Origin of the sequence: Marinobacterium aestuariivivens (assembly GCF_042661465.1) — a bacterium.
GTDB classification, from domain to species: Bacteria; Pseudomonadota; Gammaproteobacteria; order Pseudomonadales; family Balneatricaceae; genus Marinobacterium_A; species Marinobacterium_A aestuariivivens.
In genome coordinates this window covers 2,079,048-2,091,993 of record NZ_JBHSWE010000001.1, presented here as the reverse complement: position 1 = coordinate 2,091,993, position 12,946 = coordinate 2,079,048, and the positions used below count along the sequence as shown (strand labels likewise).

At 64.6% G+C, this 12,946-nt stretch carries 10 protein-coding genes and 1 pseudogene; 2 read left to right on the top strand and 9 right to left on the bottom strand.

From position 1 onward, the window contains the following. Positions 1 to 32 precede the first annotated feature (32 nt). The 9 genes and pseudogenes from ACFQDL_RS10900 to ahpC all read right to left on the bottom strand — a co-directional run bounded on the left by ACFQDL_RS10900 (position 33) and on the right by ahpC (position 11,057). Entirely contained in the window at positions 33 to 2,075 is a 2,043-nt protein-coding gene (locus ACFQDL_RS10900; RefSeq protein ID WP_379909040.1) for an oxidoreductase, read from the bottom strand. A gap of 88 nt (positions 2,076 to 2,163) precedes the next feature. Continuing rightward, positions 2,164 to 3,940 (bottom strand): annotated as a pseudogene (locus tag ACFQDL_RS10895) (SulP family inorganic anion transporter). A gap of 1 nt (position 3,941) precedes the next feature. Continuing rightward, entirely contained in the window at positions 3,942 to 4,754 is an 813-nt protein-coding gene (locus ACFQDL_RS10890; protein ID WP_379909039.1) for an NAD(P)/FAD-dependent oxidoreductase, read from the bottom strand. After that, positions 4,672 to 5,682, bottom strand: coding sequence for a bifunctional protein tyrosine phosphatase family protein/NAD(P)/FAD-dependent oxidoreductase (locus tag ACFQDL_RS10885; RefSeq protein ID WP_379909038.1), 1,011 nt, complete (start codon positions 5,680 to 5,682; stop codon positions 4,672 to 4,674). Before ACFQDL_RS10885 ends, ACFQDL_RS10890 begins: the two co-directional genes overlap by 83 nt. Positions 5,683 to 5,716: 34 nt before the next feature. Next, complete coding sequence (locus tag ACFQDL_RS10880; RefSeq protein WP_379909037.1) at positions 5,717 to 6,580, bottom strand: MBL fold metallo-hydrolase; 864 nt, start codon at positions 6,578 to 6,580, stop codon at positions 5,717 to 5,719. 232 nt (positions 6,581 to 6,812) lie between these two features. After that, complete coding sequence (gene acuI, locus ACFQDL_RS10875) at positions 6,813 to 7,799, bottom strand: acrylyl-CoA reductase (NADPH) (RefSeq protein ID WP_379909036.1); 987 nt, start codon at positions 7,797 to 7,799, stop codon at positions 6,813 to 6,815. Positions 7,800 to 7,969: 170 nt separating this feature from the next. Beyond that, on the bottom strand, positions 7,970 to 8,602 hold the full coding sequence (gene acuR, locus ACFQDL_RS10870) for an acrylate utilization transcriptional regulator AcuR (protein ID WP_465263957.1): 633 nt from the start codon (positions 8,600 to 8,602) through the stop codon (positions 7,970 to 7,972). Between the two features lie 112 nt (positions 8,603 to 8,714). Then, complete coding sequence (ahpF, locus tag ACFQDL_RS10865; RefSeq protein WP_379909034.1) at positions 8,715 to 10,286, bottom strand: alkyl hydroperoxide reductase subunit F; 1,572 nt, start codon at positions 10,284 to 10,286, stop codon at positions 8,715 to 8,717. 213 nt (positions 10,287 to 10,499) lie between these two features. Next, positions 10,500 to 11,057 carry an alkyl hydroperoxide reductase subunit C gene (gene ahpC / locus ACFQDL_RS10860; protein WP_465264015.1) on the bottom strand — a complete coding sequence of 186 codons (558 nt, stop codon included), beginning with the start codon at positions 11,055 to 11,057 and terminating at the stop codon, positions 10,500 to 10,502. A gap of 459 nt (positions 11,058 to 11,516) precedes the next feature. Here ahpC and ACFQDL_RS10855 point away from each other — a divergent pair, with 459 nt between their 5' ends. Next, a complete protein-coding gene (locus tag ACFQDL_RS10855) occupies positions 11,517 to 11,924 on the top strand; it encodes a LysR substrate-binding domain-containing protein (RefSeq protein ID WP_379913013.1) in 408 nt (135 codons plus the stop codon). A gap of 427 nt (positions 11,925 to 12,351) precedes the next feature. Then, positions 12,352 to 12,930 carry an ABC transporter substrate-binding protein gene (locus tag ACFQDL_RS10850; RefSeq protein WP_379909032.1) on the top strand — a complete coding sequence of 193 codons (579 nt, stop codon included), beginning with the start codon at positions 12,352 to 12,354 and terminating at the stop codon, positions 12,928 to 12,930. Positions 12,931 to 12,946 lie beyond the last annotated feature (16 nt).

The window sequence follows — 12,946 nt, the reverse complement described above, 5'->3', positions numbered from 1 at the left end:
CGCCCTACAGGGGGCGCGGACTCGTGAGGCGGTCAGAAGGTCTTGCACAGCCGCAGCGCATCGTAAATGGCCGCATGGATATTGCGCGACGAGACCGCATCGCCGATGCGGAACAGCTGGAAGTCGCCCGACTCGTTGCGCGTCAACTGCTGGGGCTCGCCCCGTACCAGCGCCTCGTAGTCGACGGCGCCCTCATTGCGGGCCTGGGGCTTGAGCTCGAGGTAGAGCTCGTCCAGCGCCACGGTGCCGTGCTCGACCACCACCGCATCGACTTCGCGGGTCCAGGTACGGTCGCTGTAGTCGCTGCCGAGGGTGCAGAGCAGCCGGCCGTTGTGGCGCTCGACCTTGAGCAGCCGCTTGTTCAGCGTGATCCGGACATCGTGGGCCTCGAACACTTCCGCATAGGCGACGTGATTGAGGCCGCCGATATCGGGAGCGAAGAAGCGTTCCGGCGTGACGATCTCGAGCCTGCAACCCGCCTGCGCCAGCTTCTCGGCCGCCTGCATGCCGGGGTGACCGCCATTGTCGTCGAACAGCAGCACCTCGCCGCGCGGGCTGATGCTGTCCGACAGCAGGTCCCAGCTGCTGGCGACCAGTTCGCTGCCGCTCTGCAGGCACTCGGTGTCGGGCAGCCCACCGGTGGCGACGATGACGATGTCCGGGTTTTCCGCCAGCACGTCCGAGGCTTCGGCATAGCAGTTGTAGCGGAACTCGACGCCGAGCTTGTCGCACTGCGCCAGGCGCCAGTCGACGATGCCGATCAGCTCGGAACGACGGTGGCCCAGTGACGCCAGCGCGACCTGGCCGCCGGCATCGGGCAGCGCCTCCAGCACGATCACCGCGTGGCCGCGCTCGGCGCTGACCCGCGCCGCCTCGAGGCCGGCGGGACCGGCGCCGATCACCACGACCTTCTTCCGCGGGCCGCTGGAGCGGGCGATGATGTGCGGCTCGGTCTGTTCGCGGCCGGTGGCGGCGTTGTGGATGCACAGCGCCTCGCCGCCCTGGTAGATACGGTCGAGGCAGTAGGTGGCGCCGACGCAGGGACGGATCTCGTCTTCGCGGCCGGCTTCGATCTTGCGCACGATATGGGGGTCGGCGAGATGGGCGCGGGTCATGCCGACCATGTCCAGCTTGCCTTCGGCGACGGCGTGGCGCGCGGTGGCGACATCGCCGATGCGGGCGGCATGGAACACCGGAATGCCGGCCGCCTCGCGGACCTGGCCGGAGAAGTCCAGATGCGGCGCCGAGGGCATGCCGAGGGTCGGGATCACCTTGACCAGGCCCGCATCGGTGTCGATATGGCCGCGGATGATGTTGAGGAAGTCGACCTGGCCGTCGGCGGCCAGGCGCCGGGCGATCTCGACGCCCTCGTCCCGGCTCAGCCCTCTGTCGAGCTGCTCGTCGGCGACCATGCGCACGCCGACGATGAAGTCCGGGCCCACCGAGGCGCGGATCGCATCCAACACCAGGCGGGTGAAGCGCAGCCGGTTGTCGAGGGAGCCGCCGAAGTCGTCGTCGCGCCTGTTGGTCGCCGGCGACCAGAAGGCGTCCATCAGGTGGCCGTAGGCTTCGATCTCGATACCGTCGAGGCCGGCGGCCTGCATGCGCTGGGCGGCGCTGGCATAGTCGGCGACGATGCGTTCGATATCCCAGTCTTCCATCTGCTTCGGAAAGGCGCGGTGCGCGGGCTCGCGCAACGGCGACGGCGATAGCACCGGCAGCCAGTCGCCGCTGCTCCAGCTGGTGCGCCGGCCCAGGTGGGTCAGCTGAATCATCACCGCGGTATCGTGCTCGTGGCAGTCGTCGGTCAGGCGCCTGAGCCAGGGCACGATCTCGTCCCTGTAGGCATGCAGGTTGCCGAACGCCGGCGGCGAGTCGCGCGAGACCAGCGCGGAGCCGGCGGTCATCGTCAGGGCGATGCCGCCTTTGGCCTTCTCGACGTGATAGAGACGGTAGCGGTCCTTGGGCATGCCGTCTTCGGAATAGGCCGGCTCGTGGGCCGTCGACATAATGCGGTTGCGCAGACGCAGGTGCTTGAGCTGGTACGGCTGCAACAGGGGATCTTTACTGCTCATGGGGGCCTCCCTGACAAATTCCGGCACGATTCCCCATTGCACGCCAGACTGCGGAGGGTTGCTTGCCCCTGAGCGTCACCCGAGGGTGTCAGGGCGCAGTCGACTGTTCCCGTTGCGACGCCGGTGTCGCCGGCAGAACAGGCCCGGTTCCGCAGCCTGTCGGAGGCTGGTGCAGCCGGTGCCAGGCCTCGTACTGGCTCAGGAACACCTCGCCGGTCAGGTCGTCCAGGAAGTGGCTGCGCTTGAGGGCGTCCATCACCGGTCCCTTGACCTCGGACAGGTGGAAGCGCACGCCGCTGTCCTTCAGGCGCTGGTTGATCGCCTCGAGGCTTTCCAGTGCCGAGGCGTCAATCAGGTTGACCGCCGGGCACATCAGCACGAAGTGCTCGACCCGCGGGTTTTCCGCGACCAGCGCTTCTATCCGGTCCTCGAGGAAGCGCGCATTGGCGAAATAGAGGCTCTCGTCGATGCGCAGCGTCAGGATGCGCGGATCGGTCTCGACCGGGTGGCGCTCGACGTTGCGAAAGTGCTCGCTGCCCGGCATCCGGCCGACCAGGGCGCTGTGGGGCTGGCTGGTGCGGTACAGATACAGCAGCAGCGACAGCCCGACGCCGGCGATGATGCCAAGCTCGACGCCCTCGACCAGGGTCAGCAGCAGCGTCGCCAGCATGGCGATGAAGTCGCTGCGCGAGTAGTTCCAGGTGCGCTTAAGGGCGCCGAAATCGACCAGCGACAGCACCGCGACGATGATGGTCGCCGCCAGCGTGGCCTTCGGCAGATAGTGGATCAGCGGCGTCAGCAGCAGCGTGACCAGGGCAATGCCGATGGCGGTGAAGGCGCCGGCGGCCGGGGTTTCGGCGCCGGCATCGAAATTGACCACCGAGCGCGAGAAGCCCCCGGTCACCGGGAAGCCGCCGGACAGGGACGAGGCGATATTGGCACCGCCCAGCGCGATCAGTTCCTGGTCCGGGCAGATGCGCTGGCGCCGCTTGGCCGCCAGGGTCTGGGCCACCGACACCGATTCGACGAAGCCGACCACGCTGATCAGCAGCGCCGAGATGAACAGCTGTTGCCAGAGATCGGCATCGAACAGCGGCAGACCGATCGAGGGCAGTCCCCGGGGACCTCGCCGACGACCCGCACGCCCTGCTCCACCAGGCCGCCGCCGGCGGTTGCCGGGTCGTGACCGCCACCGCCAGTACGGGACCGGCCTTGGCCAGCAGGTCGGCCAGCCGGGACGACAGGCCGGCCCGTACCAGCAGCGGCTTGAGCCGGCTGCGGACCCAGAACAGGAAGGCGACGGCACCGGCACCGATGATCAGTGTCGGCAGGTTGCTCTGGTCGAGCTGCCAGCCCAGTGCCAGCAGGATTTCCAGCAGGTTGTCGCCGCCGGCATCGACGCCGAAGATATGCTTGAGCTGACTGGCGGCGATGATCAGGCCGGACGCGGTGATAAAGGCCGAGATCACCGGGTGGCTGAGAAAATTCGCCAGCATCCCGAGCCGCAGAATCCCCATCAGCATCAGCAGCAGGCCCGAGATAAAGGCCAGCGCAATGGCTGCCGCGAGATAGGCTTCGGTGCCCGGCAGGGCCAGGTTGCCGATGGCGGCCGCCGTCATCAGCGAGACTACCGCGACCGGCCCGACCGCGAGGGTTCGACTGGTGCCGAAGATCGCGTAGGCGACCAGCGGCAGGATGCTGGCATAGAGACCCACCTCGGCCGGCAGGCCGGCCAGCAGTGCATAGGCCAGCGACTGGGGGATCAGCATCACGGTCACGATCAGCGCCGCGACCAGATCGCTGGTCAGCATGCCTCGGTCGTAATGGCGCAGCCAGCCGAGGATCGGTAGGTAGCGTTCGAGCATCTCAGATTCCCTGTTTCCGGTCGCCGAAATCGCAGGCCGCCGCCGCGTCATGCTGCGCCGGGTTGTGGGCCAGGATCTGCGGCTGCGCCAGCCATTCGCGGCCTTTCAGCATGCCGTTCCAGTAGATCCAGGGCAGCAGCTTCTCCTTCAGCAGCCAGGACAGCCGGCTTGGACGGCGGCCGTCGACCAGCCAGGTCGGGAAGGTCGGCTGCAGCTTGCCGCCGTAGCCGAATTCGGCCAGCACGATCTTGCCGCGTTCCACCGTCAGCGGACAGGAGCCGTAGCCATCGTAGATGGCGCGCGGCGCTTCGCCCAGCAGCGCCCGCAGCACGTTCTCGGCCACCACCGGTGCCTGCTTGCGCACGGCCGCTGCGGTCTTGGCGTTGGGGGTGTTGCCGGCATCGCCGAGGCCAAAGACATCGCCATAGCGCTTGTGCTGCAGGGTTTCCGGATCGAGCTCGATCCAGCCGGCGGCATCGGCCAGCGGACTCTGGCTGATGAACGCCGGGGCTTTCTGCACCGGGCAGACATGCAGCATGTCGAAGGGTTTCTCGATCTCGCGGGTCTGGCCTTCGGCATCGGTCACCTTGAAGGTGGCACAGCGGTTCGGGCCGTCGACGGCGATCAGGTTGTGCTGGAAATTGAGCTGGATGCCGTATCGTTCGACGTATTCCATCAGCGCCGGCACATAGTCGGCGACGCCGAACAGCGCGGCACCGGCGGTGCAGAACTCAACCTCGAGATCGCCCAGCCGCTGCTGTCGTTTCCAGTGGTCGCAGGCCGGTACATCGCCTTCTGCGGCGCACCGGCGCACTTGATCGGCATCGGCGGCTGGGTGAAGAGGGCGCGGTCCTTGCGGGTGTTCTGCACCAGCTCCAGGTATAGGGCGCCAGATCGAACAGGTAGTTGGACGTGACGCCGTTCTGGCCCAGGGTCTCGCGCAGGCCTGCAATGGCGTCCCAGTCGAGCTGCAGGCCCGGCGCGACGACCAGGATGCGATAGCCCAGGCACTCGCCGTCCTCGAGCACCAGTAGCTGCTGCTCCGGCCGGAAAGCGGCGGCGGCGGCCTGGTACCATTTCACCCCTTTCGGCATCACCTCGGCCATCGGCCGCACCGTTTCGCGGCGCTCGAAGACGCCGCCGCCAACCAGGGTCCAGCCGGGCTGATAGTAGTGTTCGGTGCGCGGTTCGACGATGGCGATGTCGAGGTCCGGCTGGCGCTTCAGCAGGCTGCTGGCGACCGACTGGCCACCGGCGCCACCGCCGACGATCAGCACATCGTGGCGCTTGCCGGCGACCTGCAGCGGCGCGCCGCCTTCGCCTGCGAGGGCCTGGATGCGTTCGCGCTGGGCGCCGAGGTCATAGCCGGCCGTGGCGGTGGCGCGCAGGATAGCCTCCGCGTCCAGTCGCGGCGCCTCGCTCAGCGCCCAGAGGGTGGCGCTGCGGGTGCCGGTGCGGCAGAACGCCAGCACCGGGCCGCGCACTTCGTTCATCAGCGCGCGGAAGGCGGCGACATCGGGATCTTCGATCCGGCCCGAAACCACCGGCAGGTAGTGCCAGGCCAGTCCATGGCGTTCGCAGGCGGCGCGGATCTCGTCGTTGGCCGGCTGGTCCTCGCTTTCCCGCTCCGGACGGTTGCCGATGATCGCCTTGAAGCCCATCGAGGCGGCAAGGCCGACATCGGCCGGGGCGAGCTGCGGGCTGACGCTGATAAAGGGGCTAAGCTGTCGAACGTCCATCATGCACCTCGGAATTCTTGTGGGTTGCAGTCTCGGATCAGAGCAGGTTGACCGGCACTTTCAGGTAGATCTGGCCGTTTTCCTCTGCCGGCGGCAGCTGGCCGGCACGCATGTTGACCTGTACCGACGGCAGGATCAGCCGCGGCATGTCCAGGGTCCGGTCACGCTCGGTGCGCATGCGCACGAAATCGCCTTCGCTGATGCCTTCGTGCACATGGATGTTGTGCCGGCGTTCGGCCTCGACCGTGGTTTCATGCAGGTAGTCGTCGCGTCCCGGGGCCTTGTAGTCGTGGCACATGAACAGCCGGGTCTCGCCGGGCAGGGCGAAGAGTTTCCGGATCGAGCGGTAGAGAGTCGCGGCGTCGCCGCCCGGGAAATCGCAGCGCGCGGTGCCGTAATCCGGCATGAACAGGGTGTCGCCGACGAAGGCGGCATCGCCGAACACATAGGTCATGCAGGCCGGCGTATGGCCGGGGGTATGGATGGCGTGGCCTTCGAGGCTGCCGATGCGGATACGGTCGCCATCGTCGAACAGCCGATCGAACTGACTGCCGTCGTGGGCGAACTCGGTGCCGGCGTTGAAGATCCTGCCGAAGGTATCCTGCACGGTGCGGATATGGCTGCCGATGCCGATCTTGCCGCCGGTTTTCTGCCGCAGGTACTGGGCCGCGGAGAGATGATCGGCATGGACATGGGTCTCGAGGATCCAGTCGACCTCGAGACCCTCGCGCGCGATAAAGTCGAGGATGGCATCGGCCGAGCCGGTCGAGGTGCGGCCGGCGGCGTAGTCGAAATCGAGTACCGAGTCGACGATGGCGCAGTGCCGGGATTCCGGATCCTGTACCACGTAACTGAAGGTGAAGGTCGGTTCGTCGAAGAAGTGAGTCACGATCGGGCGCATAACCGCTACTCCTTAAATTCTTTTATGGAATAAGCTTAGTGCATATTCGTATAATCTAATTCAAGGTTAAAAAAAGTACAAGTGGTAAGTGGTAGGGCGGAATGAACGGAGCGAATTCCGCCGGTGCTATCGGGCTCCGGCGGGGTAGAATTGAGTTGTTGCGGGGTCTTGTGTTGGGTCCGTCGCTGCGCGACTTGACCCAACCTACATGTCTATCGGCATCCTGAACGCCTCAGGCTTGCGCAACCTTCACGATTACCCGGCCGCGGACCTTGCCGTCGAGCAGGTCGCGGGCGGTGTCGATCGCCTGTTCGAGACCGATCTCATGGGCGATGTTGTCCAGAGCCGGGGCATCGACCAGCCCTGCCAGCCGGTTCCAGGCTTCGACGCGCTTCGGCATCGGGCACATCACGGAGTCGACGCCGGCCAGGGTGACGCCGCGCAGGATGAAGGGGGCGACGGTGGCCGGGAAATCCATGCCCTGGGCCAGACCGCAGGCCGCAACGGCACCGCCATAGCGGGTGCCGGCACAGACATTGGCGAGGGTATGGCTGCCGACCGAATCGATGGCGCCGGCCCAGCGTTCCCTCTGCAGCGGCTTGCCCGGCTCCGACAGCTCGGCACGGTCGATGATTTCGGCCGCGCCGAGGCTCTTGAGGTAGTCGGCTTCCTGTGGCCGTCCGGTCGAGGCGACGACGCGGTAGCCCAGCTTCGCCAGCAGCTGGACGGCGAAGCTGCCGACGCCGCCGTTGGCACCGGTCACCAGTACCTCGCCCTGGTCGGGCGTGACGCCCTGGCGCTCCAGGGCCATCACGCAGAGCATGGCGGTATAGCCGGCGGTGCCGACGGCCATGGCCTGGCGGACGCTCAGACCCTCAGGCAGCGGCATCAGCCACTCGCTCTTGAGACGGGCCTTTTCGGCCAGGCCGCCCCAGTGCACTTCACCAACGCCCCAGCCGTTGAGCACGACGCGATCGCCCGGCTTGAAGGCCGGATCGCTGCTGTCCTCGACCGTGCCGGCCAGGTCGACGCCCGGTACCATCGGGAAGCGCCGCACCACCGGCGACTTGCCGGTAATGGCCAGGCCGTCCTTGTAGTTGAGGGTGCTGTACTCGACACGCACCAGCACCTCGCCTTCAGGCAGCTGCAATTCGGCGAGCTCCTTGAGTTCGGCCCGGTAACCGTTGTCGTCTTTCTCGATCAGTATGCCCTTGAACATTTTTCGCTCCTTTTAGACTTGTCGTCTATAAATGGCTGTGCAAAATGGCGCCCGTCCGACTGGCGGTCCTGGTGCAGGGTGCCGGTGAGTGAAACGAGCCGCACCGAAAGGGGGACTTCCTGAACGTTAGGCGTGATGGGCCTCGTTCGAAATTCCCTGTGATACAGACATCACCGCGGCAGCCCAGTCAGGAACTGCTCGATGAAGAGTTCGATCGGCCGGTCGCTGGTGGCCAGGCGTGCCCGCATCACCGCGCCTTCCCAGCCTATCCAGAAATATTCCGCCAGTGTCTGGCAGTCCGCTTCGGCAGCCAGCTCGCCGTTGGCCTGAGCTTCCTGCAAACAAGTCGCCAGCCGATCCTGCCAGCTGTCGAAAATGGCACTGACGCGGCTGCGAAAGCTGTCCGGCAATTGTCCGACTTCCTGACCGAGGTTGCCGGCCAGACAACCACGGGCATAGGCGTACTTCGCCATGCCGTCACGGGCTTCCTCGGCGAAACGACGAATGCGCTGCAGCGGCGGAAGGCTGGCATCGAGCAGATGACGGTCCAGCTTGGCGGCGAAATAGCGGTCGTAGCGCTCCAGCACCGCGAGGCCGAACGCCTCCTTGCTGGCGAAATAGTGATAGAAGGACCCCTTGGGCACGCCGACGGCGCGCAGGATGCCGTCGATGCCGGCATTGCCGAAGCCCTGCTCTGTCAGCACGGCCATGCCGTGGCGCAGCAGTTCCTCGCGGGTATCGTCATAGTCGCGCGCCACCTTGGGTGGTCGTCCGCGGCGGGGCCTGGATACTGTCTCGTTCATGGTGACCATATTAGACCGATTGTCTATAAATGCAATCAAAAAAAATAGGCCCCGAAGGGCCCGGTCATCAAGGATGCGCGATGAAAAGGCTGGAGGATCAGTTGGCCTGGTATCAGGCGGCCTGTTCGGTGTCATCCACCGATTCGCGGATCAGGTAGTCGAAGGCGCCAAGCGCGGCGGTGGCGCCGGCGCCCATCGAGATGATGATCTGCTTGTACGGCACCGTGGTGACATCGCCGGCGGCGAAGACGCCGGGTACCGAGGTCTCGCCGCGGCTGCCGACCACGATCTCGCCGTGGCGGCTCAGCTCGATGTCGCCCTTGAGCCACTCGGTGTTCGGCACCAAGCCAATCTGCACGAAGATGCCGGCCAGGGCGATATCGCGGCTCTCGCCCGAGTTGCGATCGGTATAGCGCAGGCCGCTGACCCTCTGGCCGTCGCCGAGCACCTCGGTGGTCTGGGCCGAGGTGATGATCTCGATATTGGTCATCGAGCGCGCCTTGCGCTGCAGCACCTCGTCGGCGCGCAGTTCGCCGCCGAATTCCAGCACCGTGACGTGCTCGACGATGCCGGCCAGGTCGATCGCGGCCTCGATGCCGGAATTGCCGCCGCCGATCACGGCCACCTTCCTGCCCTTGAACAGCGGGCCGTCGCAGTGCGGGCAGTAGGCCACGCCCTTGCCGCGGTATTCCTGCTCGCCGGGCACGTTCAGTTCGCGCCAGCGGGCGCCGGTGGCGAGGATCACCGAGCGGCTCTTCAGCACGGCGCCGTTTTCCAGTTCGATTTCGACCAGCGCCTTGCGGCTCAGCTTGCGGGCCTGCTGGGCGGTCATCAGGTCGACGTCGTAGTCGAGCACGTGCTGCTCGAGGTTGGCCGCCAGCTTCGGGCCTTCGGTGGCCCTGACTGAGATGAAATTCTCGATGCCGACGGTGTCCATCACCTGGCCGCCGAAGCGGTCCGCGACGACACCGGTACGGATGCCCTTGCGTGCGGCGTAGATCGCCGCTGCGGCGCCGGCGGGGCCGCCGCCGACGACCAGCACGTCGTAAGGAGCCTTCTCTGCCAGGGCTTCGGCCTGGCGGGCGGCGGCACCGGTATCGACCTTGTTGACGATTTCGGCCAGCGTCATACGGCCCTGGCCGAAGGGCTCGCCGTTCAGGAACACCGACGGCACGGCCATGACGTTGCGTTTGCCGACTTCGTCCTGGAACAGGGCGCCGTCGATCATCACATGGCTGATGTTGGGGTTCAGCACCGCCATCAGGTTCAGTGCCTGGACGACGTCCGGGCAGTTCTGGCATGACAGCGAAATAAAGGTTTCGAAGCGGTATTCGCCTTCGAGATTGCGTACCTGGTCCAGCAGGGCCGCTTCGGCCTTGGCTGGATGGCCGCCGGCCTGCAGCAGCGCCAGTACCAGGGAGGTGAATTCGTGACCCATAGGCACACCGGCGAATTCCACGCGCGGGGCCTGGCCTGCCGGCGCGACGCCGAGGCTCGGGACCCGGCCGCTGGCGGTGCCGTTCTCGGTCAGGGTGATGCGGTCCGAGAGTTCCACGATCTCGCGGGCCAGCGAGGACAGCTCACGGGCCTTGGCGCTGTCGTCGAGCGAAAGACTGAGCTCGACCGGGGTCTTGATGTTCTGCAGGTAGGTGGTCAGCTGTTGTTTCAGATTCGAGTCCAGCATCGGAGTGTCCGTCCCTAAAAGAAAGCATGTAGGATGGGTGTAGCCGCAATGGCACTGCTCTATCGATGTGCACAGAAGGTATTGCGGCGTAACCCATCACTCTGTCTAAACCGGCACCGCAAGATGGGTTACACGACGCCCGGTCCATACAGGGGCCGGATATTTTCTGCGAAAGCGTCGTTTCACCCATCCTACGGGTGTGCAGCTTGCTGCTTAGATCTTGCCGACCAGGTCCAGTGACGGCGCCAGGGTCTCTTCACCCTCTTTCCACTTCGCCGGGCAGACTTCACCCGGATGAGCGGCAACGTACTGGGCGGCCTTGATCTTGCGCACCAGCTCGCTGGCGTCGCGGCCGATGCCGCCGGCGTTGATTTCGATGATCTGGATCTTGCCTTCCGGGTCGATGACGAAGGTGCCACGCTCGGCCAGGCCCGCTTCCTCGATCATCACGCCGAAGTTGCGGGTGATGGTGCCGGTCGGATCGCCGATCATCGGGAACTGGATCTTGCCGATGGTTTCGGAGGTGTCGTGCCACGCCTTGTGGGTGAAGTGGGTGTCGGTCGATACCGCATACACCTCGACGCCACGGGCCTTCAGCTCTTCATAGTGATCGGCCAGGTCGCCCAGCTCCGTCGGACAGACGAAGGTGAAGTCGGCCGGGTAGAAGAAGACCACGGACCACTGGCCTTTCAGGCTGGCTTCGGTGACTTCGACGAATTCGCCGTTCTGGAAAGCGGTGGCCTGGAAGGGCTTGATTTCGGTGTTGATCAGAGAATGGCTCATCTGTGTTAGCTCCTTGGTTGACGGTATGTCTTGGAAACAGGAGCTATGTTATCGACGACAGTATCTGCATAGAAATCAATTATATAAAATGTATTGATAGTTAATAGCTATATGCATGGAACCGCACTCAGATGTCGTCCAGGCCCAGGGCGCGGCGCCGAATCGCCTGGCACCACCGGCGGCACAGGCCAGGTCTCGGCTGTCGAACGGGTTGCCTCTAGACGGTACCGGATACAGACGTTACCCCTGGTCAGCTCAACCGGCAGGGCTGGATACCCTGCTCGAGGCAACCCTGCCACCTGATCGGGGTTGGTGTGGGCTCAATCCTGTCGACAGCGATGACATGCTGCCGCTTCAGCGCGACCGGTAGCGTGGGTTCCAGGAAATCACGCGCGGTTCCCTCGATGTCGGCATCGGCATGTTGCCGGCCGCCAATCCGGAAGTGGAATTCGAGCGGCTGATACAGGAATTCCTGGGGGCAACCGGGCGCACCCGTTTGTGGAGCAGCCCGATCTGAAGTGGAGCGAGCTGAAACATTACCCGGTGGCCTATAACATCCAGCAAAGCGGTAACTGGCTGAAGATCCAGTGCGCCATGGATGACGAACACATTCGCCTGAACTGGTTTCACCAGATCCAGTCGATCCTTGGCGCCCTGATGCTGGTGCGCAAGGGCGACGGCCTGGCAGTCGTGCTCCGTTGCGCGGTTGAAGCGCTGTGCATACCGGACCTGGTATTTCGCGAAGTCTCGGCGCCCGATATCTATCGCGAGATCGGTATCCTGACGCGCAGCTCGTCGTTGCAGACAATCGATGTACGGGAGTTTATCGAGGTCATCCGCAGACAGTTTGGATGAGACGCGGCCATCGGTACCGGCTGATAAACGCCAATATTAACCTCGCGGACAAATAGGTGCCCCTACTTAATTGTCCGCTTTGTACAAGATGTACGGTATACCGCGTACGCATGGAAGCGTACGAGCGGTCACGCCACTAAAACGAGCGCAGGTGCGCGGACAAGCTGGTTTCTGTAGCGTTCGCATTGGCCAGCGGCCAATGATGAAGCTGGTATATTTCATGTATCAACCCGCCGGGCTAATAACGAAAAAACGCATTCGGTTGACCAGGTGCAGGCAGCTGGGCTAATAATCCGGGGCACTGGCGTGCAGGAACCCAAGGCGTTCATTTTCGCCGGATATGCAGGACGCTCATAATAATAATCATCGGGAGCCATCCGTGATCTTACAGGTAACGTATCCGCGGCTGCGGGCGTGGCTATTGTCTATGCTGCTGCTTTCCCCCGTTGTGTCGGCGGCCCAGCAGCAACTCATTATCCTGACCTCTTTTTCCGAACCCGTCAGCCAGCAGTTCAAGAGCGCCTTCGAGCGGCAGTACCCGGATATCGAGGTGCGCTTCATCAACAAGAAAACATCGGCAGCCCTCAGCCATCTCGAGAAGGGCATGAAACCGGTACCGGATCTGTTCATGGCCAGCGCCGTCGATGCTTTCGAATGGCTGACGGAGCGCGGCCTGCTGTTGCCCTATCAGGCCGCTACCGCTACCACACCGCCGTCGCTGCCCTATGTCAGTTTCGCCCATTCCGGATACGGACTGATGTGGAACGACGATTATCTGCAGCGCTACCGGCTGCAGGCACCTGTCGCCTGGAATGACCTGCTGGACCCCGGTTTTCACGGTCATATCGGCATGTCGTCACCGACCCGCTCGGGGACTACACATGTTCTGGTCGAGACGCTTCTGCAGCAGCGGGGCTGGGATGCCGGCTGGGCTTACTGGCTGGAGCTTGCCGGCAATTTGGCGACGGTCACGGCGCGTAGTTTCGGTGTCCGCCAGGGGTATTGAAGGAGCGCTTCGGTGT